The 22,242-nt window shown below is 71.6% G+C and carries 17 protein-coding genes; 12 read left to right on the top strand and 5 right to left on the bottom strand.

Annotated features, from left to right (window positions below):
• The first annotated feature begins 227 nt into the window (after window positions 1-227).
• Window positions 228-1,931: an RNA polymerase sigma factor gene (locus ACIQVL_RS32980; protein ID WP_403442392.1), complete on the top strand. Its 1,704-nt coding sequence runs from the start codon at window positions 228-230 to the stop codon at window positions 1,929-1,931.
• A gap of 86 nt (window positions 1,932-2,017) precedes the next feature.
• Here the strand turns inward: ACIQVL_RS32980 and ACIQVL_RS32985 are convergent, their stop codons facing one another.
• A complete protein-coding gene (locus ACIQVL_RS32985) occupies window positions 2,018-2,695 on the bottom strand; it encodes a glycerophosphodiester phosphodiesterase (protein WP_403477164.1) in 678 nt (225 codons plus the stop codon).
• 56 nt (window positions 2,696-2,751) lie between these two features.
• Window positions 2,752-3,975 (bottom strand): adenosine deaminase, encoded by a 1,224-nt coding sequence (locus ACIQVL_RS32990; RefSeq protein WP_403442458.1) that lies wholly within the window; start codon window positions 3,973-3,975, stop codon window positions 2,752-2,754.
• Between the two features lie 19 nt (window positions 3,976-3,994).
• Between ACIQVL_RS32990 and ACIQVL_RS32995 the strand changes: the two genes are divergently transcribed.
• A complete protein-coding gene (locus ACIQVL_RS32995; RefSeq protein WP_403442385.1) occupies window positions 3,995-4,738 on the top strand; it encodes a DUF4190 domain-containing protein in 744 nt (247 codons plus the stop codon).
• A gap of 169 nt (window positions 4,739-4,907) precedes the next feature.
• On the opposite strand, the gene ACIQVL_RS33000 is transcribed toward ACIQVL_RS32995, so the two are convergent.
• On the bottom strand, window positions 4,908-5,480 hold the full coding sequence (locus tag ACIQVL_RS33000; RefSeq protein ID WP_403477165.1) for an NADAR family protein: 573 nt from the start codon (window positions 5,478-5,480) through the stop codon (window positions 4,908-4,910).
• Between the two features lie 209 nt (window positions 5,481-5,689).
• Here ACIQVL_RS33000 and ACIQVL_RS33005 point away from each other — a divergent pair, with 209 nt between their 5' ends.
• From ACIQVL_RS33005 to ACIQVL_RS33040, 8 genes are all read left to right on the top strand, one after another.
• Complete coding sequence (locus ACIQVL_RS33005; protein ID WP_403442379.1) at window positions 5,690-7,225, top strand: gamma-aminobutyraldehyde dehydrogenase; 1,536 nt, start codon at window positions 5,690-5,692, stop codon at window positions 7,223-7,225.
• 52 nt (window positions 7,226-7,277) lie between these two features.
• Entirely contained in the window at window positions 7,278-8,513 is a 1,236-nt protein-coding gene (locus ACIQVL_RS33010) for a spermidine/putrescine ABC transporter substrate-binding protein (protein ID WP_403477166.1), read from the top strand.
• 7 nt (window positions 8,514-8,520) lie between these two features.
• Window positions 8,521-9,666: an ABC transporter ATP-binding protein gene (locus ACIQVL_RS33015; RefSeq protein WP_403442373.1), complete on the top strand. Its 1,146-nt coding sequence runs from the start codon at window positions 8,521-8,523 to the stop codon at window positions 9,664-9,666.
• A complete protein-coding gene (locus tag ACIQVL_RS33020) occupies window positions 9,666-10,598 on the top strand; it encodes an ABC transporter permease (protein WP_403477167.1) in 933 nt (310 codons plus the stop codon). The genes ACIQVL_RS33015 and ACIQVL_RS33020 overlap by 1 nt, the downstream gene beginning before the upstream one ends.
• On the top strand, window positions 10,599-11,399 hold the full coding sequence (locus tag ACIQVL_RS33025) for an ABC transporter permease (protein ID WP_403477168.1): 801 nt from the start codon (window positions 10,599-10,601) through the stop codon (window positions 11,397-11,399).
• Between the two features lie 32 nt (window positions 11,400-11,431).
• Window positions 11,432-12,859 carry an NAD(P)/FAD-dependent oxidoreductase gene (locus tag ACIQVL_RS33030; RefSeq protein WP_403442366.1) on the top strand — a complete coding sequence of 476 codons (1,428 nt, stop codon included), beginning with the start codon at window positions 11,432-11,434 and terminating at the stop codon, window positions 12,857-12,859.
• A 126-nt stretch (window positions 12,860-12,985) separates the two neighbouring features.
• Window positions 12,986-13,432: a hypothetical protein gene (locus ACIQVL_RS33035; protein WP_403442364.1), complete on the top strand. Its 447-nt coding sequence runs from the start codon at window positions 12,986-12,988 to the stop codon at window positions 13,430-13,432.
• Window positions 13,433-13,646: 214 nt separating this feature from the next.
• Entirely contained in the window at window positions 13,647-15,449 is a 1,803-nt protein-coding gene (locus ACIQVL_RS33040; RefSeq protein WP_403477169.1) for a chitinase, read from the top strand.
• Here ACIQVL_RS33040 and ACIQVL_RS33045 read toward each other — a convergent pair.
• Both ACIQVL_RS33045 and gabT read right to left on the bottom strand, forming a co-directional pair.
• The gene (locus tag ACIQVL_RS33045) at window positions 15,388-16,254 is read right to left on the bottom strand and encodes a phosphatase PAP2 family protein (protein ID WP_403477170.1); all 867 of its coding nucleotides are present in this window, start codon (window positions 16,252-16,254) and stop codon (window positions 15,388-15,390) included. The genes ACIQVL_RS33040 and ACIQVL_RS33045 overlap by 62 nt on opposite strands.
• A gap of 222 nt (window positions 16,255-16,476) precedes the next feature.
• Window positions 16,477-17,811 (bottom strand): 4-aminobutyrate--2-oxoglutarate transaminase, encoded by a 1,335-nt coding sequence (gene gabT, locus ACIQVL_RS33050; protein ID WP_403442355.1) that lies wholly within the window; start codon window positions 17,809-17,811, stop codon window positions 16,477-16,479.
• 306 nt (window positions 17,812-18,117) lie between these two features.
• Here gabT and ACIQVL_RS33055 point away from each other — a divergent pair, with 306 nt between their 5' ends.
• Window positions 18,118-20,322 (top strand): ATP-binding protein, encoded by a 2,205-nt coding sequence (locus ACIQVL_RS33055; RefSeq protein WP_403442353.1) that lies wholly within the window; start codon window positions 18,118-18,120, stop codon window positions 20,320-20,322.
• Window positions 20,323-20,453: 131 nt separating this feature from the next.
• Entirely contained in the window at window positions 20,454-22,025 is a 1,572-nt protein-coding gene (locus ACIQVL_RS33060; RefSeq protein WP_403477171.1) for a PucR family transcriptional regulator, read from the top strand.
• Window positions 22,026-22,242 lie beyond the last annotated feature (217 nt).

Here is a 22,242-nt window from a genome sequence, read left to right on the forward strand (position 1 = left end):
GAGTGGTACCGGGGTACCAGGGCGCCGTACTCACTGCGGCGGACGGCACCCAGGCACCCCGGCACCCAGGCCGCCCGGCCGGACCTGTCCGAGCGCGGCCAGTGCGATCCGCTGGGCGACCGGGGGAGCGGGGGCGAAAAAGTGTTATCCCGGAACCTCGTGCTCCGTCTCCACACTGTGATCCCCGACATCGCCAAGGACACCGCTCCGGCTGAGAGGGTGCGGTTATGAGGACGGACGTGCCGGTGTCGCGGCAGTGGCGGGCCACGGTCGCGGCCGCGCAGGCCGGTGACCGGCGCGCGCTGGACGAACTGGTCGAGGGCTGGCTGCCGTTGGTCTACAACGTGGTCGGCCGTGCCCTGAACGGCCACGCCGACGTCGACGACGTGGTCCAGGAGACCATGCTGCGCGCCGTCGACAACCTCGGCACCCTGCGCGACCCGGACAGCTTCCGGTCCTGGCTGGTGGCCATCGCCATGCGGCAGATCCGGGACCGGGCGCGCCGCAGGCAGGACCGGAAACTGGACGAGGCGGTCCCGGACGGCACCGCCGACTTCGCCGAACTCACTGTGCTGCGGCTCCAGTTGGAGGGGCAGCGGCGGGAGGCCGCGGAGGCCGTGCGCTGGCTGGACGCCGAGGACCGGCAGCTGGTGTCGCTGTGGTGGCTGGAGGTCTCCGGCGAACTCACCCGGCGCGAACTGGCGGCGGCCGTCGGCATCAGCCGGCAGCACGCCGCCGTCCGCGTCCAGCGGATGAAGGAGCGGCTGGAGACCTCGCGGGGGATCGTGCGCGCGCTGGACGGGGCCTGCCCCGAGCTGCGCGAGCTGACCGGCCGCTGGGACGGGCGGCCCGACTCCGTCTGGCGCAAGCGGCTGGCCCGGCACATCCGGGGCTGCGGCTACTGCGGCGACGCCCGCGACTCCGTCGTACCGGCGGAACGGCTGCTGGTCGGGATCGCCCTGGTCCCGGTCCCGGTCGGTTTCACGCTGTCCCTGGCGCTCGGCGGCAGGACGGCGGTGGCGGCCACCTCCGCGACGTCCGCCGGGTGGTCGGCGAAGGTCCTGGGCGCGCTGACCAAGCCGGCCGTGGCGGTGACGGCGGGAGCCACGATCGTGGCGGGCGGCGCGTACGTCGTCGTACAGACGCCGCACGACCCGGCACCGCGGACCGCGGTGTCGCCGACGGCGGCCGTCTCGCGTGCGATGCCGCACGCGCCGGTGACCACTCCCGCGCCGTCCCCCTCCACCTCGCCGTCCCCGTCTCTGTCTCCGTCCCCGTCCTCGTCGGCTTCGGCGAGCGCGGCGGTCTACGGCTCGGTCGTCGACGCGGCCGACCCGGCGCCGGACCCGGACACCCGGCCGGGCGCGCTGCCGCACCGGCCGGAGGGCGGGATCACCAGCAGCGGCGGGGCGCACGCCGTGCTGAACCACCGGGGCGACAGCGTGACGCTCAGCGGACAGGGCTATGTGCTGGTCCGCTGGCAGATCTCACCGCAGTACCGGGCCGGGAGCCTGGTCATGCCGTCCTGGACCGGGCTCAAGGGGAAGATCTTCCATGTGGCCTCGGGGGGCGGGCGGCGGATGGACGACCGGGTGAGTTCGACGGACGCGTCCGCGACGGGGATGGGCAGTTCGGCGACGGGGTACGCCGTGCTGCCCGCCGGCGCTCAGCAGATGTGGCAGAACGAGTACTACTACGTCGACGGCAGCGTGACGTTCACGGTGAACGAACGCGGGGCCGACTACGGGGTGAGCGTCTTTCCGTCGTCATGGGACGCGGTGGAGAAGGACGTTCTGTACGGGCCCCCGGACGGGGCGATCCGGTACGGGCTGGTGCGGGACGACGGGACGGACGCGGCGCCGGTTCCGCAGTACCTGACGCGGTCGGTGCCGGGTGATCCGGCGACGGTGGGGCAGAAGTCGCGGGTCTGAGCGGGTCCGGCGACTGTCAGGGGCACCCCCGGCGCCCCTGACGGGGCGCCTTCAGGGAAAGGGGCGCCTGCAGCGAAAGGGCGCCTTCAGCGAAGGGAGTCGAGAAGGGCCACCCTGTTCGTCGTGATCGAGTCGACGCCGATGTCCAGCAGGCGGCGCAGTGAGCGGCGGGTGTCCGGGGTCCAGCAGGAGACCAGGTGGCCGCTGCGGTGGACGTGTTCGACCAGGGCGTGGTCGAGCAGGGTGAAGCGGTAGTTCAGGTAACGGGGGCGGATCGCGTCCAGGAGTGCGGGGCGGACCGGCGCCAGGGTCTTGCGGGTCAGGGCGATCTCGGCGGACGGGTCGGCCGCCCGGACCGCCAGCATCGCGACGGCGTCCCCCGTGTAGTAGACGCGGTCCGCCGCGTCGCACTCCCGGGCCACGGCCACGATCCTCGCCACTGCCCGCTCGCCCGGCTCCCCGGGCAGGTCGAGCATCACCCGGCTGCCCTCCGTCGCCGCCAGCGCCTCGGCGAGGGTCGGGACACCGCCCGCGGTGAGGCCGCGCACCTCGTCCGCCGACAGTGCGTGCAGCGGGCGGTCGTGGTCCCACAGCCGCTTGAGCGTGGCGTCGTGCAGGAGGACGGGAACGCCGTCACGGGTGAGCCGTACGTCGGTCTCCACCGCGTCCGCGCCCCGGCGGAGCGCGGAACGCAGGGAGTCGAGCGTGTTCTCGCGGAAGCGGTAGGGGTCGCCGCGGTGGGCCACGGCGGTCACGGTCTGCATGAGCCCATGGTCTCAGGGCCCGGCAGCGGGTCGCCGGGGGCACGGCGCGGGACTCGTCAGGGGGCGAGCCACGCCTTCGTGTACGCGTCGATCTCGGCCGAGAGCGCCGCCTTGCCCGCCAGGTCCAGGAAGGACGCCTCCACCGCGTTCTTCGCGAGATCGGCGAGGCCGCGCTCGTCGAGGCCGAGGAGGCGGGCGGCGACCGCGTACTCGTTGTTGAGGTCGGTGCCGAACATCGGCGGGTCGTCGGAGTTGACCGTGACCAGGACACCGGCGGCCACGAAGTCCTTGACCGGGTGCTCTTCGAGGGTGCGGACCGCGCGGGTGGCGATGTTGGAGGTGGGGCACACCTCCAGCGCGATGCGGTGCTCGGCCAGGTGGGCGAGGAGCTTCGGGTCCTGCGCGGAGCTGGTGCCGTGGCCGATCCGCTCGGCGTGCAGGTGGGTCAGCGCGTCCCAGACCGTGCCGGGGCCGGTGGTCTCGCCCGCATGCGGCACGGAGTGCAGGCCGGCCGCGACGGCCCGGTCGAAGTACGGCTTGAACTGCGGCCGGGGCACCCCGATCTCGGGGCCGCCGAGACCGAACGAGACCAGGCCCTCCGGGCGGAGCCGGTCGTCCGTCGCCAGCCGTGCCGTCTCCTCGGCGGCCTCCAGACCCGCCTCGCCGGGGATGTCGAAGCACCAGCGCAGCACCGTGCCGAACTCGGTCTCCGCCGCCTTCCGCGCGTCCTCGATCGCGTCCATGAAGGCCCGCGCGTCGATCCCGCGCCGGGTGGACGAGAACGGGGTGACCGTCAGCTCGGCGTAGCGCACCTGCTGGCGGGCGAGCTCGCGGGCCACCTCGTAGGTGAGCAGCCGCACGTCCTCGGGTGTGCGGATCAGGTCGACCACCGACAGATAGACCTCGATGAAGTGGGCGAAGTCCGTGAACGTGAAGTAGTCGGCCAGGGCCTCGGGGTCGGTCGGGACCTTGGAGTCGGGGTGCCGGGCGGCGAGTTCCGACACGATGCGGGGGGAGGCGGAGCCGACGTGGTGGACGTGCAGTTCGGCCTTGGGCAGTCCGGTGATGAAGGCGTGCACATCGCGCGGAGCGGCGGGTTCGGCGTGGCGGTCGGACAAGGGTTCCTCCCCGGAACGGCGCGGGCCGCCTACGGCGGGGTACGGCCGTGGGCCCTGCGCGGTGATCGGCTGATCGGTGACTCGGGGGTCATGGTAGGCCGGGTGGGCCGAGCTGCGGTCCGGCGGGGCCCGGGCCGTAGCATGACGGCGGCATGCGCGCACGAGGAGGGGACGTCGCACGATGGCTGACGAGGTGCCGGAGGTTTCGAGGACACGGCTGGACAAGGGGGAGGCCGCCGGGGAGGGGGCGGCCGGGTCCGGGGCGCCCGCGGCGCCGGCGCCGCCCCCGTCGGTTCACGACCAGCGGACGGTCGCGGCGATACCGGGGCCGGACGCCCCCGCCGACGCGCCGCCGCAGGGCTGGGCCAACCCCTTCGCCGCGCCGTCCGGCACGGTCCCGGCTCCGCCGGTGAACCCCTTCGCGGCGCCGAGCCCGAACGCGCCGCCGAACCCCTACGCTCCGCCCGCGGCCCAGCAGCCGCCCAGCGCGGCGGTGCCGCCTCCGCCGATCGCGCCGAACGGGCCGGGGCCGGTCCCGTACGGCTATCCCGGTGCCCCCGCTCCCGGCGGCGCTCCGGTGCCGGGGTACGGCTATCCCGGACAGCCTCTGCCGCCGTATCCGGCCGGGCCCGGGGGGTACGGCGGCTGGCCGGGGATGCAGCCGATGCCGAACAACGGGCTGGGGACGGCCGCCATGGTGACCGGGATCATCAGCGCGATCGGGTTCTGCCTGGCACCGGTGGCGCTGGTGATGGGGGTGCTGGCGATCGTGTTCGGGTCGATCGGGCGGGGGCGGGTGAAGCGGGGGGAGGCGACGAACGGCGGACAGGCGCTGGCCGGGATCATCTGCGGGTCGGCAGGGCTGGTGCTTGCGGGCGCGTTCATCACGCTGATCGTGGTGGCGGGGAGCCAGGGGAGCCAGTAGCGGTCGCTGTCCGGGTGCCGTCGGGTGGGGGCCGTCCGCCCAGGTCCCGCCCCCGGTCCTCGCCCGGGGGCACCGTCGGCGCCCCTTCAGGTGAGGCGCGTCCCGTCGGGCAGAAGTCCCGCGTCCCGTCGGGCGGGGGCGGTTCCGTCGCACACCGGCCGCGCGCCCCCTAGGCGGGACCGGTTCCCTCTGCCGCCAACCGCTCCCGCGCCTCCATCAACGCGAACCCCAGCAGGTTCAGCCCCTTCCACCGCTCCGGGTCCTCCGCCGCCGCGTCCGTCGCCGCCAGGCCGACGCCCCACACCCGGTCCACCGGGCTCGCCTCCACCAGGACCCGGTCGCCGGTCGCCAGGAGAAATTCGCGGAGGTCAGGTGCGGCGGCGAACTTGTGGACGCTGCCCTCGGTGACGATCGCGAAGCGCTCCCGCTGCCATATCTGCTCGTCGAAGCCCCGGACCAGCCGGCCCGCCTTCTTCGCCGCGGCGGGGTGGCCCGCCGCCAGGACCGCGCGCTCCGCCTCCGCGTCCCCGAAGAGCCGGGCCTTCGCCGCCATCATCCAGTGCTCGGCGGTCGCGTACTCGACACCCTCGACCACGAAGGGTGACGGCCACCACTGGCTCAGACAGCTCGCCGAGACCCGCCCGTCCGGCCTCGGCCGGTGTCCCCAGAAGTGCAGGTACCTGATCCTGGCCCCCGCCCGGACCGCCCTGATCAGGGCCTCCACAGAATCGATCTCCGTCATGCACGCGAGTCTGGCAGCCACCACTGACACTCCGTCCCCCCTTTTCCCTGCCGACTCGACACCTGGTCGACAGATTCCGTCGCGTAACCAAAAGGCAACAACGGAATCACTTGTTGGTCGCCCACTGCTCTGTCAGGATCGGCAGTCAAATCGAGCTGGAGCTACGCCACCCGCCTCTCGGGGCGGGGTGACGGCGGAGGAGAAGCGACATGGACAACCCGGGCACCGCCACCCCGGAGACCTTCCCCGCGCAGGAGCGGCTCGCGGGCGGCGCGCAGTACATCGCGGGACGGTTCGCCAAGGGCACGTCGGGGCGTACGCACGCCGTCGTCGACCCGGCCACCGGCGCGGACGTGTACACCTACGAGCTGGCCGGCACCGAGGACGTCGACCGGGCCGTGGCCGCCGCGCGGGCCGCCTTTCCCGGCTGGGCCGGGACCACGCCCGGCGACCGGTCGGACGCGCTGCACCGGTTCGCCGCCGTGCTCGCCGACCGCGCCGAGGAATTCGCCCGTGCCGAGTCCCTCCAGTGCGGCAAGCCGCTGAAGCTGACGCGCGAGTTCGACGTGCCGGGGACCATCGACAACACCGCGTTCTTCGCCGGTGCCGCCCGGCACCTGCAGGGCCAGGCCGCCGCCGAGTACTCCGGTGACCACACGTCGTACGTCCGGCGTGAGCCCATCGGTGTCGTCGGGTCGATCGCGCCCTGGAACTACCCGCTCCAGATGGCCGCCTGGAAGATCCTCCCGGCGATCGCCGCCGGCAACACGATCGTGCTCAAGCCGGCCGAGCTGACCCCGCTCACGTCGTTGCTCTTCGCCGAGGCCGCCACGCTCGCCGGGATCCCGGACGGTGTGATCAACATCGTCACCGGGACCGGGAAGGTGGCCGGTGAGCACCTCGTCGGGCACCCCGACGTGGCCATGACCTCCTTCACCGGGTCCACCGGTGTCGGCAAGCGCGTCGCAGAGGTCGCCACCGCGACCGTCAAGCGGCTGCACCTGGAGCTCGGCGGCAAGGCGCCGTTCGTGGTCTTCGACGACGCCGATCTGGAGGCGGCCGTCAACGGCGCCGTCGCGGGCGCTCTCATCAACACCGGGCAGGACTGCACCGCCGCCACGCGCGCGTACGTGCAGCGGCCGCTCTACGAGGCGTTCGTGGAGGGGACGGCCGCCCTGATGGAGACCGTGCGGCTGGGGGATCCGTTCGCTCCGGGTACCGACCTCGGGCCGCTGATCTCGCACGCCCAGCGGGACCGGGTCGCCGGGTTCGTGGAGCGGGCGCGCGGCTACGCGCGCGTGGTGACCGGCGGCGAGCCGCCGCAGGACGAGCTGAAGAGCGGCGCCTACTACCGGCCCACCCTGATCGCCGACGCGCCGCAGGACAGCGAGATCGTCCAGTCCGAGATCTTCGGGCCGGTGCTGGTCGTGCTGCCGTTCGACAGTGATGATGAGGGCATCCGGCTGGCCAACGACACCCCGTACGGTCTGGCAGCCTCCGCGTGGACCAGCGGCGTCTACCGGGCGAACCGCGCGACCCGCGAGATCAAGGCGGGGTGCGTGTGGGTCAACGACCACATTCCGATCATCAGCGAGATGCCGCACGGCGGCTACAAGGCGTCCGGCTTCGGCAAGGACATGTCGGCGTACTCGTTCGAGGAGTACACCCAGGTCAAGCACGTTATGTTCGACAACACGGCGGTGCCGCGGAAGGACTGGCACCGCACGATCTTCGGGGACCGATAGTCAGATCTCCGGCCGTTCGTCACGGCCCCCTTCCCGAAAGGGCATCAAGCGTATGAGGCAGTACGAGCCCGACCGCCCGACCCCGGTCGAAGCGGCCGCCATGCGGCGCAGTCTCCGCACCGGCCGGGCCGCCCTGGCCCGCCGGTCCTTCCTGGGCGGCGCGCTCGCGGTGGGCGGTGCCGGGGCGCTGAGCGCCTGCGGCATCCCCGCGGCCGGCAAGTCCCAGGGCGGGGTCTCCGCCGACGACCACTCGGCCACGGAGAAGGTCGTCAACTTCTCCAACTGGCCCGAGTACATCGACGTCGACGACAGCGGGAAGAACCATCCGACGCTGGACGCGTTCCGCAAGCGGACCGGCATCACGGTCAAGTACACCGAGGACATCAACGACAACGACGAGTTCTTCGGCAAGATCCAGCCGCAGCTCGCCGCCGGCCAGGACACCGGCCGCGACCTGATCGTCCTCACCGACTGGCTGGCCGCCCGCATGATCCGGCTCGGCTACGTCCAGAAGCTGGACGCGTCCAACCTGCCGCACGCCTTCGCCAACCTGTCGGACCAGTTCCGCAGCCCGGACTGGGACCCGGGCCGCGCCTACTCGTACCCCTGGCAGGGCATCTCGACGGTCGTCGCCTTCAACAAGAAGGCCCTGGACGGCGTCGAGGTGAAGTCGGTCTCCGACCTGCTCGACAACCCCGCGCTCAAGGGCCGGGTCGGTCTGCTGACGGAGATGCGGGACACCGTCGGCATGACCATGCTCGACATGGGCATCGACCCGGCGAAGTTCACCGACGACGACTACGACACGGTGATCGCCCGGCTGCAGAAGGCCGTCGACAAGGGGCAGATCCGCCGGTTCACCGGCAACGACTACACCTCGGACCTCAGCAAGGGCGACCTCGCGGCCTGTGTCGCGTGGGGCGGCGACATCGTGCAGCTCCAGGCGGACAACCCGGACGTCGCGTACGTCATCCCGGACAGCGGCTACATGACGTCGACCGACAACATGCTGATCCCGAACAAGGCGCGCCACAAGACGAACGCCGAGCGGCTCATCGACTACTACTACGAGCCCCAGCAGGCCGCGGAACTCGCCGCCTACATCAACTACGTCAGCCCGGTCGCGGACGTGCAGCCGTACCTCGCCAAGATCGACAAGTCGGCAGCGTCCAACCCGCTGATCGTTCCCGACAAGGCCATGCAGGCCAAGTCCCGTGCCTTCCGCTCCCTGAGCTCGAAGGAAGAGACGGCCTACCAGCAGAAGTTCGCGAAGCTCACAGGGGCGTGACGACACCATGACGACAGACAGCAGCGGCGACGTCCGCCTCACCGGCATCGGCAAGACCTACGACAACGGCTTCACCGCCGTGCAGCCGATGGACCTGACCGTGCCGCAGGGCTCCTTCTTCGCCCTCCTCGGTGCCTCCGGCTGCGGCAAGACCACCACCCTGCGCATGATCGCGGGCCTTGAGGAGCCGACCACCGGCACCGTGCACCTCGGCGATCAGGACGTGACCCATCTGCCGCCGTACAAGAGGCCGGTGAACACGGTCTTCCAGTCGTACGCCCTCTTCCCGCACCTCGACATCTTCGAGAACGTCGCCTTCGGCCTGCGCCGGCGCGGCATCAAGAGCGTGAAGAAGCAGGTCGAGGACATGCTGGAGCTGGTCCAGCTCGGCGAGCAGGCGCGCAAGAAACCGCACCAGCTCTCCGGCGGCCAGCAGCAGCGGGTCGCGGTGGCCCGCGCGCTGATCAACCACCCCAAGGTGCTCCTCCTCGACGAGCCGCTCGGCGCCCTCGACCTCAAGCTGCGCCGTCAGATGCAGTTGGAGCTCAAGCGGATCCAGACCGAGGTCGGCATCACCTTCGTGCACGTCACGCACGACCAGGAGGAGGCCATGACCATGGCCGACACGGTCGCCGTGATGAACGCGGGCCGCGTCGAGCAGCTCGGCTCGCCCGCCGACCTCTACGAGAACCCGAACACGACCTTCGTGGCGAACTTCCTCGGCACCTCGAACCTGATCGAGGCCGAGGTCGACTCGAAGAGCGGCGACGACATCGTCCTGAAGGCCGGCGGCGGGAAGCTGGTGCTGCCCGAGGCGCGATGTTCGGCGCCCACCACGACCGGCGGCAAGGTGCTGGTCGGGATCCGGCCCGAGAAGATCTCCCTCACCCACGCCGACGACGCGGGCTCCATCCCCGAGGGCCGCAACCGCATCACCGGCAAGATCGCCGACGCCAGTTTCATCGGCGTCTCCACGCAGTACGTCATCGACAGCCCGGTCTGCGACGAATTCGCGGTGTACGTGCAGAACATCGAGCGCGACGGGCGGCTCGTCCCCGGCGCCGACGTCGTCCTGCACTGGAGCCCGGCGCACACCTTCGGCCTCGACGCGGCCCAGGACATCGACGCCGGTACCGAGGAGGAGGCCGCCTGATGGCCACGCTCTCCGAGGCGCCGCCGCCCCTGGCGCCCGCCGAACCCGAGACGAAGAAGGCCCCGCGCAGGCGCGGCAGGTGGACCCCGTACTGGCTGCTGCTCCCCGGCATCCTCTGGCTGGTGATCTTCTTCGCCCTGCCGATGATCTACCAGGGGTCCACGTCCATCCAGACGGGTTCCCTGGAAGAGGGCTACAAGGTCACCTGGCACTTCGCGACCTACTGGGACGCGCTCAGCGAGTACTGGCCGCAGTTCCTGCGGTCCGTCTTCTATGCCGCGGCCGCCACGGTCCTGTGTCTGCTGCTCGGTTACCCGCTGGCCTACCTGATCGCGTTCCGCGCCGGGCGCTGGCGGAACCTGATCATGATCCTGGTGATCGCGCCGTTCTTCACCAGCTTCCTGATCCGCACCCTGGCCTGGAAGACGATCCTCGCCGACAACGGCCCGGTCGTGCACGTGCTGAACTCGCTGCACATCCTGAGCGTCACCGACTTCCTCGGCTGGACGGCCGGCGACCGCGTCCTGGCCACACCACTGGCCGTCGTCTGCGGTCTGACGTACAACTTCCTGCCGTTCATGATCCTGCCGCTCTACACCTCGCTGGAGCGGATCGACGGACGTCTCCACGAGGCCGCCGGCGACCTGTACGCCAAGCCGTGGACGACGTTCCGCAAGGTCACCTTCCCGCTGTCGATGCCGGGCGTGGTCTCCGGCACGCTGCTGACCTTCATCCCGGCGGCCGGTGACTACGTCAACGCCGAACTCCTCGGCTCGACCGACACCCGCATGATCGGAAACGTGATCCAGACGCAGTTCCTGCGGATTCTCGACTATCCGACGGCGGCCGCGCTCTCCTTCATCCTCATGGCCGCGATCCTCGCCATGGTCACCATCTACATCCGCCGGTCCGGGACGGAGGATCTGGTCTAAATGCCCTTCGCCAACTGGCTCAAGAAGCATCTGGTCGTCATCGCGGGACTGGTGACCCTCGGATATCTCCTGCTCCCGAACGTCATCGTCACGGTGTTCTCCTTCAACAAACCGAAGGGGCGCTTCAACTACGAATGGCAGCAGTTCTCGCTGGACGCCTGGAAGCAGCCGTGCGGGGTCGCCGACATGTGCGGCTCGCTCTCCATCAGCCTCCGGATCGCCGCCCTGGCGACGATCGGCGCCACCGTCCTCGGCACGATGATCGCCTTCGCGCTGGTCCGCTACCGGTTCCGCGCCCGCGGCGCCGTCAACTCGCTGATCTTCCTGCCGATGGCGATGCCCGAGGTCGTGATGGCGGCCTCGCTGCTCACCCTGTTCCTCAACATGGGCGCCCAGCTGGGCTTCTACACCATCCTGATCGCCCACATCATGTTCTGCCTCAGCTTCGTCGTCACCGCGGTCAAGGCCCGCGTGATGTCGATGGACCCGCGCCTGGAGGAGGCGGCCCGCGACCTCTACGCCGGACCGGTGCAGACGTTCGTCAGGGTCACCCTCCCCATCGCGGCCCCCGGAATCGCGGCGGGCGCACTGCTCTCCTTCGCGCTCTCCTTCGACGATTTCATCATCACCAATTTCAACGCGGGCTCCACCGTCACCTTCCCCATGTTCGTCTGGGGTTCGGCACAGCGCGGCACGCCCGTCCAGATCAACGTCATCGGTACGGCCATGTTCCTGGTCGCCGTACTGCTCGTCCTGGCATCGATGCTCGTCAACAACCGCCGCAACCGGCAAAAGGCATAACCCATAACTGACTCTGTAGGGAGTTGAAAATCATGGCCCCAAGCGCCATGAGCCGTCAGGCAGATTGGACCAAGTCTCTTTCCGAAGCACAGCCGGTGTCGTACTGGCTGGAAGACCCCGGCAAGCCCCACCCCGAGCCCGCGCTGACCGGCGCCGACACCTGCGACCTGCTGGTCGTCGGCGGCGGCTACAGCGGACTGTGGACCGCGCTCAACGCCAAGGAGCGCGACCCCGGGCGCGAGGTGGTCCTGCTGGAAGGCCACGAGGTGGGCTGGGCCGCCTCGGGCCGCAACGGAGGCTTCTGCGCCTCCTCCCTCACCCACGGGCTGCCCAACGGGCTGGCCCGCTGGCCCGAGGAGATCCACGAACTGCAGAAGCTGGGTCGGCGCAACCTCGACGAGATCGAGGCCGCCGTCGCCCGGCACGGCATCGACTGCGAGTTCGAGCGGACCGGCGAGATCGACGTCGCCACCGAGACCTACCAGGCGTGGGAACTGCGCGACTGGCACAAGCAACTGGAGCAGCAGGGCCTCGCGGACGACATCGAGTTCCTCGACGCCGACGCGGTGCGCGCCCAGGTCGCCTCGCCCACCTTCGAGGCGGGTCTCTGGGACCGCCGGGGCGTGGCCATGCTGCACCCGGCCAAGCTCGCCTGGGGCCTCAAGCAGGCCTGCCTCGCACTCGGCGTCCGGGTGTACGAGCACACCCCCGCCCTCGCCCTGAAGGCCTACGGCGCCGGCATGGCCGTACGCACCCCGTACGGCACCGTCCGCGCCCGGCGGGTCGCGCTCGCCACCAACATCTTCCCGAACTTGCTCAAGCGGGTCCGCGCCTACACCGTCCCGGTCTACGACTACGCGCTGATGACCGAGCCGCTCACCGCCGACCGGCTCGGCGCGATCGGCTGGAAGAACCGGCAGGGCCTCGGGGACTCCGCCAACCAGTTCCACTACTTCCGGCTGTCCGCCGACAACCGCATCCTGTGGGGCGGCTACGACGCCATCCACCACTACGGCGGCCGGGTGCGCCGCGAGTACGACGACCGTCCGGAGACCTACGCCAAGCTCGCCGGGCACTTCTTCGCCTGCTTCCCGCAGCTGGAGGGCGTCCGCTTCACGCACGCGTGGGGCGGCGCGATCGACACCTGCTCCCGCTTCTCGGCGTTCTTCGGCACCGCGCACCAGGGCAAGGTGGCGTACGCGGCCGGGTACACCGGCCTCGGCGTCGGCGCCAGCCGGTTCGGCGCCGACGTGATGCTGGACCTGCTGGCCGGGGAGGAGACCGAGCGCACCCGCCTCGAGATGGTCCGCAAGAAGCCGCTGCCGTTCCCGCCCGAACCGTTCGCCTGGACCGGCATCGCCCTCACCAAGTGGTCGCTGGCCCGCGCCGACGCGCACGGCGGCCGCCGCAACCTGTGGCTGCGGACGATGGACCGGCTGGGGCTGGGCTTCGACAGCTGAGCGGCCCGGCATGTGAGCCAGTTCACTCCAATGTGGTGCTGAAACCCGCGTAATGCCCCCGGAAGACCTCCCTCTCTCCCCGTGACGCGACGTCCGCGTCCACGCGTGAGATGGGGAGGTCTTCTGATGACTGGGGCGAAGACGGCGGTGGAATGGCTGGCATCCGTCGCACCGGATCCCGAGGCCTGCCGCTGGGAATGGGAGCGCAACCCGCGAGGGGTCGCGCTGCTGCCCGCCGGCAGGGCCTGGGACGTGCTGATCCTGCCGGGCGAGCTCGGCTATCCGACCCTCGACGTGCTCACCCGCGTCCTCGACCGACCGGGGCCCGTCCTGGTCGACTTCGGGGACAACCGGGTGGGCTTCTTCGTGCCGCCCGGCACGGCGGCCCGGTGGCTCGGCACCGGGATCCGTACGGCGGGAGCCGGTACCTGGATCGTCGTGCCGTATCCCGGCCGGGCGACCCAGGGGGTGCGGTGGCTGGTGGTGCCGGACGGGTCGGGGACGCTGACGGATCCGGCGCTGCTGGAGCTGGCCATGCATGAGGCTGCCGCGGGCCTGGCCGACGGTGAGTAGCCGTCGTGGCGGGTGCGGTCTGCGGTCGGGTGCGGCGGCGTCGTGGCTGGTCGCGCCCACGCGGCGGAGCCGCAAATGTCACAGCCCCGCGCCCCTGAAGGGGCGCGCTGCCGGGCCGTCGGCGGATCGGTGCCGTAGCTCTTGACAGGTGAATTGGTCTGGACCAAGTTGAGTGCGCACCCCACCTCCAAATCCCCCATCCCCGGAGGCACTTGTGGTTCGCGCCAGACCTGTCCTCACCCTGCTCACGGCCGCGTTGCTGGCCGTACCCGGTATCACCGCGCTCTCGTCGGCCGCCCGTGCGGCCGACGCGGATCTCGCCGTCAACGGCGGGTTCGAATCGGGCCTCTCCGGCTGGACCTGCACGGCGGGCAGTGGCACCACGGTCAACTCGCCCGTGCACGGCGGCAGTTCCGCGCTGCAGGCGACCCCGGCCGGCAGTGACAACGCCCAGTGCGCGCAGACCGTGACCGTCAAGCCGAGTTCGCAGTACACCCTGTCCGGCTACGTCCGCGGCTCCTACGTCTACCTCGGCGCGAGCGGCACCGGCACCACCGACGTCTCCACCTGGACCCAGTCCGCCCCCGACTGGCAGAGACTCACCACCACCTTCACCACCGGCGCCTCGACGACGAAGGTCACCATCTACACCCACGGCTGGTACGGCACCGGCGCCTACTACGCCGACGACGTGTCGCTGGTCGGGCCGGGCGCCTCCGCGGGCCAGCCGCCGGCCGCGCCCACCGGGCTCACCGCGGGCTCGGTCACCTCCTCCAGCGTGGCCCTGTCCTGGGCCGCGGTCACCGGCGCGACGAGCTACGCGGTCTACCGGGACGGGGCGAAGGTCCAGACGGCGACCGGGACGTCGGCGACCGTGACCGGGCTGAACCCGTCGACGGCGTACAGCTTCCAGGTCACCGCCGTGAACGACGCCGGCGAGTCCGCGAAGTCGGCGGTGGTGACGGCCACCACGACCACCGGTTCCTCCGGCGGCTCGACCGGCCTGCCCACCCACGCCCTGGTCGGCTACCTCCACTCCTCCTTCGCCAACGGCGCCGGGTACACCCGGCTCGCCGACGTCCCCGACAGCTGGGACGTCATCGACCTGGCCTTCGGCGAGCCGACCTCGGCCACCTCGGGCGACATCCGCTTCAACCGCTGCCCGGTCACCGAGTGCGCCAACGTGGAGAGCGACGCCGACTTCAAGGCGGCGATCAAGGCCAAGCAGGCGGCCGGCAAGAAGGTGCTGATATCGATCGGCGGCGCCAACGGCCAGGTGCAGCTGACCACGACGGCCGCGCGGGACACCTTCGTCTCCTCCGTCTCGAACATCATCGACACCTACGGCCTCGACGGCCTCGACGTCGACTTCGAGGGCCACTCGCTCTCCCTGGACGCGAGCGACACGGACTTCAGGAACCCGACGACCCCGGTGATCGTCAACCTCATCTCCGCGCTGAAGACCCTGAAGGCCAGGTACGGGTCGAAGTTCGTGCTGTCCATGGCGCCCGAGACGTTCTTCGTGCAGATGGGCTACCAGTACTACGGCACCGGCAAGTGGGGCGGCCAGGACCCGCGCTGCGGGGCGTACCTCCCGGTCATCTACGCCCTGCGCGACGACCTGACCCTGCTGCACGTCCAGGACTACAACTCCGGCTCGATCATGGGCCTCGACAACCAGTACCACTCCATGGGCGGCGCCGACTTCCACATCGCCATGACCGACATGCTGCTCACCGGCTTCCCGGTGGCCGGCGACGCCAACAACGTCTTCCCGCCGCTGCGCCCCGACCAGATCGCGATCGGCATGCCGGCCTCGGTCAACGCGGGCAACGGCTACGTCGCGCCGTCCGAGGTCACCAAGGCCCTGGACTGCCTGACGAAGAAGACCAACTGCGGCTCGTACACCACCCACGGCACCTGGCCGGCCCTGCGCGGCCTGATGACCTGGTCGATCAACTGGGACCGGTTCTCGAACTGGGAGTTCCAGAAGAACTTCGACGCGTACTTCGGCTGAGCAGCAGCCGCAGGGACGTCAGCAGGACGGTGGCCAGGCACCAGCTGGCCACCACGTCCAGAGGCCAGTGATAGCCGCGCCGGACCAGTCCGTAGGAGACGCCGAGGACCAGGGCCGCACCGACGGCGACGGCGGTCCGGCGGGCGGCTGCGGAGGTGAGCCAGGGGAGGAGGAGCAGGGTCGCGGAGCCGTACGCGATCGCCGCCGTCGCCGTGTGGCCGGAGGGGAAGTAGCCGACCGCCGGGGGCACCGCCGGGGTCCCCGGACGGGCGGTGAAGTCCTTGAGCGGCACGATGACCGCCGGGACCAGGGCCATCAGGGCGGCGGCGGCCGTCGGCGGCAGCCACCACCGGTCTGTACCAGTGGCACGGCCGCGCCGGGCGACGTAGGCGATGACGAGCACCAGGACCGGGACCGCGACCTGCACGTTCCCGAGGTCGGAGAGGAGTTCGGAGAACCGGTCCGGACGGACGAGTGCGCTGCTCAGGCGGCTGTCCAGGCGGAGCAGGGGGCCGTGGGCCACGACCTGCCAGGTGATCAGCGCGAAGAGGAGGGCCGGCAGGCCCAGAAGTCCCAGGAGTCCCAGGAGTCCCGCGAGGGGAAAGCGAAGGAAGGAGGTCGGCCGCCCCGGAACAGGGGGGGTGGTTCCGGGGCGGCCGTCCGGATCGGAACGCCGCGCGCCCCGGGGGGTTTGGGGCGAGCGACCGTCCGATCGGTGAGGAGATCCGGAGCCGGAGGCACCGGTTGTGTGCGCGAGGGCACGACCAGGTCGAAGCTGGGGAGGCCCCGGCCTGAAATCGCCCACAGTCCCCTGTGGGCGGGGTGTATCTCTCATCTGGGTAGAACCTACGGCAGGGTCCGGTGCCGCGACAGGCGGAATCGCGTCCCGTCATGCACCTCGCACACCTTCTTCACACGGCCTGACGGGGGCCGCCCCAGCCCCCCACATCACGGCAGGTGGGAGGGGTGGGGCGGTGGTGACACACGGGTTCGAGAACCTTTGCGCGGGCTTGGCGAAGCCTGTGGCTCAGATCCGCGCGAAGGCCTGCTCGATGATGTCGAGGCCCTCGTTGAGGAGGTCCTCGCCGATGACCAGCGGGGGCAGGAAGCGGAGCACGTTGCCGTAGGTGCCACAGGTCAGGACCAGCAGTCCCTCCTGGTGGCAGGCCTTGGCGAGGGCCGCGGTGGCCTCCGGGTTCGGCTCCTTGGTGGTGCGGTCCTTGACCAGCTCGATGGCGATCATCGCGCCCCGGCCGCGGACGTCGCCGATGACGTCGAACTTCTCCGCCATGGCGGTGAGCCGGGGCTTCATGATCGCCTCGATGTTCTTCGCCCTGGCGTTGAGGTCGAGCTCCTTCATGGTCTCGATGGCCCCGAGCGCACCGGCGCAGGCGACCGGGTTGCCGCCGTAGGTGCCGCCGAGCCCGCCCGCGTGCGCGGCGTCCATGATCTCGGCACGGCCCGTCACGGCGGCCAGCGGCAGGCCGCCGGCGATGCCCTTGGCCGTGGTGATCAGGTCCGGGACGATGCCCTCGTCCTCGCACGCGAACCACTGGCCCGTACGGCAGAACCCGGACTGGATCTCGTCCGCGACGAACACGATCCCGTTGTCCTTGGCGAACTGGCTGATCGCCGGCAGGAAGCCCTTCGCCGGCTCGATGAAGCCGCCCTCGCCGAGCACCGGCTCGATGATGATCGCGGCGACGTTGCCGGCGCCGATCTGCTTGCTGATCTGGTCGATGGCCTGGGCCGCGGCCTCCGGACCGGCGTTCTCCGGGCCGGTGAGCCAGCGGTAGGCGTAGGCGACCGGGACGCGGTAGACCTCGGGCGCGAACGGACCGAAGCCGTTCTTGTACGGCATGTTCTTCGAGGTCAGCGCCATGGTGAGGTTGGTCCGGCCGTGGTACCCGTGGTCGAACACGACGACGGCCTGGCGCTTGGTGTACGCACGCGCGATCTTCACGGCGTTCTCGACTGCCTCGGCGCCGGAGTTGAACAGCGCGGACTTCTTGGCGTGGTCACCCGGGGTGAGCTCCGCGAGGGCCTCGGCGACCTCCACGTAGCCCTCGTACGGGGTGACCATGAAACAGGTGTGGGTGAAGTCGGCCAGCTGGGCGCTCGCGCGGCGTACGACGGCCTCGGCGGAGGCGCCGACCGAGGTCACGGCGATGCCGGAACCGAAGTCGATGAGGCGGTTGCCGTCGACGTCCTCGATGATCCCGCCGCCCGCGCGCGCGGTGAAGACGGGCAGCACCGAACCCACACCCTGCGCCACCGCGGCGAGACGGCGGGACTGCAGCTCCTGCGACTTCGGGCCGGGTATGGCGGTGACGACGCGACGCTCCTGCGGAAGTGCGGTCATGGGGGCTCCCTGATGAGTGGTGCGAACCGATGCGTGCCGGGCGCGTCCCGTCCGGTTGCTCCGGTGGTGCGTTTTCGGACGCTTTCCTTCTTTCTTCGCAGGCTAGGGCCGGGTGTGGGAGGTGGGCATGCTCCATGTGGGCGTTGTCGGAGAGTGACGTTGTCCGCGATGGACATAGTGCGGACGGCGGGATCGTGACGGAGCCGCTCGGCTCCTCGGCCGCGTAAGCGGTGAACTCCCCTTGCGAGGGCGTTAGATTGGCCGCTGACGGTGGACGGAAGAACGGCTGGTCAGGGAGCGAGAGCGATGGACAGCGACGGGACGCGGGACACGCGGGGTACGCATGCGAATCCTGTGCCGCGTCCGGCGGGACCGCAGGACGCGGACGCGGCGCCGACCGAGGCGCCCGCGATGCCGACCGGGGCGTTCACGGTACCGGCCGAGGCGTCCGCGCTACCGCCCCGGCCGACGGCACCACCGACGGCGGTACCCCCGCTGCCGGACGGCTCGGCCTTCTTGACGTGGCTGCGCACCCCACGCCCGGAGACGGCCCCCGGGGTGTGGCGGTTCGGGTACCGGGCGCGCCCGGCGGAGGAACCGGTGCGTACACCGGCTCAGCAGTTGCTGGGCGGAGCGCTGCTCGCCCTCCTCTGCGGGTGGCTGCTGTGCTCTCTGCTGTGGAACGGGTACCTCGGCGACTTCTGGCAGTGGCCCTGGTACGTGCTGGCCCCGAGTTCGTGGACACACGGCACGGGCGGCGTGGTCGGGGGTGTGGCCTCCTGGATCTACAACGGCCTCGTCTTCGGCGCCATTTTCATGATTCTCGGGAAAATCGGTCACTGGTCCGAACTCTGGCAACGCTTCGGCCCGCCTGCCTGGGTGTCCGCCGTTCCCACCCCCGAGCGGCCGCCCGCCCCCGAGCAGGATCCCGCCGAATTCCTGTACCTCCGCCAGGCCGGCGCCGAAGCCGCCGCAGACCGGCTCGCCGGTGAGGCGCGCAGCGGGCTGATGCGGGACGTGGACCACGCCCGGATCGCCCGCGCCTGGCAGGGCGTCCGCAGCGGCCGGCACACCATGGCCGGCTTCACCGCCGCCGTGGTCAAGGACGGCGCCGCCGCCTGCCTGCACCCCTCCGGCGAGCGCGACCTGCCCGCCCGGCACGCCCGCCACGACCTGGTCACCGGCCAGGTCCGGCTCGGCACCACGGCCGACGACCCCCGCAACCCCTACCGGTACCGGGGCACCGGCCTCGCCCTCGGCCCCGAACTGCTCGGCACCTCGCTGCTCGCCGTCGGCCCGGCCGGCTCCGGCAAGACCGGCAGCCTGGTCCGCCCGCTCGCCGAGTCGCTCTGCCTGCACGCGCTCGCCGGCCGCGCCTCCGTGGTCGTCGTCGGCGCGGCCGGCGCCGGCCTCGGACCCGCCGACGCCTACGACGTCGTCGTCCGCATCGCCCACCCCGAGTCCGTCTACGACCTCGACCTGTACGGCGGCACCACCGACCCCGACGAGGCCGCCGCCATACTCGCCGAGGCCCTCGCGGGCGACCTCGCCGACCCGCACCCCGGCAGCGACAGCCGCCGCTCCACCACCGTCCTCGCCCAGCTGCTCGGCCCGTTCCGGGCGGTCCACGGCCGCTTCCCCTCCGTCCCCGAACTCCGCGGGCTGCTCGACGGCGCTCCCGGCCCGCTCGCCGCGCTCCGCAAAGCACTGACGACGACCGGCCACGAGTCCCTGCTGCGCGAGCTGGACGCGCGGGAACGCCAGATGGGACACCCCGGGGACGTCGGCGCGGTCCTCGCCGACCGCATCGCGCTCCTCGACCGCCCGGCCTTCGCCGGCTTCTTCGACACCTCCGGCCAGACCCGCCCCTTCTCCCTCAAGGCCCTCGACCACCCGGTCCGGGTCCGCATCGACCTGCCCGAGCGCGGCCACGCGGACGCCTCCCGCATCCTGGCCCGGCTGGTCCTCGCCCAGTTCACGGCCAGCGTCGCGGTACGGGACGACCGTTCGCTCTTCTCCTGCCTGCTCCTGGACGACGCGACGGGCGTGGTGACCCCGGAGGCGGTCCGCGCCGTCCAGCGGCTGCGCTCCGCCAACGCGGGCGTGGTGCTGACCCTGCGCACCCTGGACGACGTACCCCGTCCGCTCCGCGGCCCCCTGCTCGGCGCCGCCGGCTGCAGGATGGCCTTCGCCGGACTCACCCCCTGGGACGGGCAGGACTTCGCCGAGGTCTGGGGCAAGGAGTGGACCGAGGCCCGGGACGTCACCGACCGCCAGATCATCGCGGAGACCCCGGCGGGCAAGGCGCTGCACGTCGTACGCCGGGTGATCACCGGCAAGGCGGCCACCGCGCGGGCGGTCACCGTCCGGCAGGTGGAGCGCGAGCGCTGGTCGGCCTCGGAACTGGCCCACGGTCTGCCACCGGGCCACGCGGTCCTGTCCCTCACCACGGTCAAGGGCGAGCACGCGCCACCGCTGCTGGTGGACCTGAGGGCAGGCGGCCGGCTCTGAACGCCGGGGCACACGGGACCGTACAGTGAGGCAGAATCGATAGAGGCCGTTCATACGGCACGGCCAAAGACCACTGCCCTCGCTCACGACGCTCCCGACGCCTGCGACTCAAGAGAAGACCTGACGGCCTGATGCCACCGACGCTCGCCTCGCTCGTCCACCACTCCGCGCTCAAACTGACCGTGCGCGCGGGCGAGGACCGCCTCGACGTGCCCGTGCGCTGGGCCCATGTCAGCGAACTCGCCGACCCGGTGCCGTACATGGAGGGCGGGGAACTGCTCCTGATCACCGCGCTGAAGCTGGACGCGGAGGATCCGGAGGCGATGCGGAAGTACGTGAAACGGCTGGTCGGAGCCGGTGTGGTGGGCCTCGGCTTCGCCGTCGGGGTCAACTACGACGAGATCCCCAAGGCCCTGGTCGACGCGGCGGAGCGCGAGGGCCTGCCGCTGCTCGAAGTACCGCGCCGCACCCCCTTCCTCGCCATCAGCAAGGCGGTCTCGGCGGCGATCGCGGCCGACCAGTACCGGGCGGTGACGGCGGGCTTCGCCGCCCAGCGCGAACTGACCAGGCAGGCCCTGAACGCCGGCCCCGAGGGCCTGCTCGCCGCGCTCGCCGCCCAGGTGGACGGCTGGGCGGCGCTGTACGACGCCTCCGGCGCGGTCGTCGCGACGGCACCGGAGTGGGCGGGGCGCCGGGCGGCCCGCCTGACGGCGGAGGTGGAGCGGCTGCGGGAGCGCCCGGCACCGGCGTCCTCGGTGGTCGGCGGCCCCGACAACGAGGACCGGGTGGAGCTGCACTCCCTCGGCACCGGCCGCCGCCCGCGCGCGGCCCTGGCGGTCGGCACGGCCTCGGCGCTCGGTACGGCGGAGCGCTACGCCGTCCACTCCGCGATCGCCCTCCTCACCCTCACGACGGAACGCTCCCGCTCGCTGCACGCGGCCGAGCAGCGGGTCGGGGCGGCGGTGCTGCGCATGCTGCTGGCCGGACAGCCGGACCACGCCCGCGGGGTCGCCGGGGATCTGTACGGCGGATTGCTCGACGCCCCCTTCCGGATGATCGTCGCGGACGCGGGCGGCGCCGAGGCGCTGGCCGGTCTCACCGAGGCGGTGGAGTCGGCCGCGGCCCGTGCCGGGGAGGCGGTGCTGCTGGTGCCGGACGGGAAGCGGCTGGTGGTGCTGGCCGCGGACGGGGGCGCGGCGGTGGCGGCGGGCGTGGAGTACGCGGCGGCACGGGAGGCGGCGCGGGCGGTGCCGGCCGAGCAGGGCGCAGGCGAGGACGACGAACTGGTGGTGGGCCTCTCCGCGCCGTCCGGCCCGATCGCCGCGGCGGCCGCCTACAAGCAGGCCGAACAGGCGCTGTCCGTCGCCCGCCGCAGGGGCCGGGTCCTGGTCGAGCACGACCAGCTGGCGTCGGGCTCGGTCCTTCCGCTCCTCGCCGACGACGCGGTGAAGGCGTTCGCCGACGGTCTGCTCAGGCCGCTGTACGAGCACGACGCGACCGGCCGGGGTGACCTGGTCGCCTCCCTCCGTGCCTGGCTCTCCCGGCACGGCCAGTGGGACGCGGCGGCGGCCGACCTGGGCGTCCACCGGCATACCCTGCGCTACCGGATGCGCAGGGTGGAGGAGATCCTGGGCCGCTCCCTCGACGACCCGGACGTCCGGATGGAACTGTGGCTGGCGCTGAAGGCGACGTCGGGGGAGTAGCCGGGTGCCAAGCTCGCCCGCCGCGGGCTGGGCTTCCCACCCACCCACCCGACTCGCTCCGCCGAGACCTCCCCGCCTCCGCAGACCGGCTGCCGTCCGCGGCCCGACGGGGGCCGGTCGCGCAGTTCCCCGCGCCCCTGGGTTTCTCTCCCCGCCCGGCGCCGAAAGCAGAAGCCCACCCTGCACCAACCGTCCCGCACCCGCACCCACCCTCCAG

Source organism: Streptomyces sp. NPDC090499 (genome assembly GCF_044769305.1).
Taxonomy (GTDB): domain Bacteria; phylum Actinomycetota; class Actinomycetes; order Streptomycetales; family Streptomycetaceae; genus Streptomyces.

What these genes read in the sequence shown, in the direction of transcription:
- ACIQVL_RS33020 (WP_403477167.1), top strand. Translation starts at nt 9,666, where the DNA reads ATGGCCACGCTCTCCGAGGCGCCGCCGCCCCTGGCGCCCGCCGAACCC.
- ACIQVL_RS33060 (WP_403477171.1), top strand. Translation starts at nt 20,454, where the DNA reads ATGCCACCGACGCTCGCCTCGCTCGTCCACCACTCCGCGCTCAAACTG.
- ACIQVL_RS32985 (WP_403477164.1), bottom strand. Translation starts at nt 2,695, where the DNA reads ATGCAGACCGTGACCGCCGTGGCCCACCGCGGCGACCCCTACCGCTTC.
- ACIQVL_RS32980 (WP_403442392.1), top strand. Translation starts at nt 228, where the DNA reads ATGAGGACGGACGTGCCGGTGTCGCGGCAGTGGCGGGCCACGGTCGCG.
- ACIQVL_RS33035 (WP_403442364.1), top strand. Translation starts at nt 12,986, where the DNA reads ATGACTGGGGCGAAGACGGCGGTGGAATGGCTGGCATCCGTCGCACCG.
- gabT (WP_403442355.1), bottom strand. Translation starts at nt 17,811, where the DNA reads ATGACCGCACTTCCGCAGGAGCGTCGCGTCGTCACCGCCATACCCGGC.
- ACIQVL_RS33055 (WP_403442353.1), top strand. Translation starts at nt 18,118, where the DNA reads ATGGACAGCGACGGGACGCGGGACACGCGGGGTACGCATGCGAATCCT.
- ACIQVL_RS32995 (WP_403442385.1), top strand. Translation starts at nt 3,995, where the DNA reads ATGGCTGACGAGGTGCCGGAGGTTTCGAGGACACGGCTGGACAAGGGG.
- ACIQVL_RS33000 (WP_403477165.1), bottom strand. Translation starts at nt 5,480, where the DNA reads ATGACGGAGATCGATTCTGTGGAGGCCCTGATCAGGGCGGTCCGGGCG.
- ACIQVL_RS33015 (WP_403442373.1), top strand. Translation starts at nt 8,521, where the DNA reads ATGACGACAGACAGCAGCGGCGACGTCCGCCTCACCGGCATCGGCAAG.
- ACIQVL_RS33005 (WP_403442379.1), top strand. Translation starts at nt 5,690, where the DNA reads ATGGACAACCCGGGCACCGCCACCCCGGAGACCTTCCCCGCGCAGGAG.
- ACIQVL_RS33025 (WP_403477168.1), top strand. Translation starts at nt 10,599, where the DNA reads ATGCCCTTCGCCAACTGGCTCAAGAAGCATCTGGTCGTCATCGCGGGA.
- ACIQVL_RS33010 (WP_403477166.1), top strand. Translation starts at nt 7,278, where the DNA reads ATGAGGCAGTACGAGCCCGACCGCCCGACCCCGGTCGAAGCGGCCGCC.
- ACIQVL_RS33030 (WP_403442366.1), top strand. Translation starts at nt 11,432, where the DNA reads ATGGCCCCAAGCGCCATGAGCCGTCAGGCAGATTGGACCAAGTCTCTT.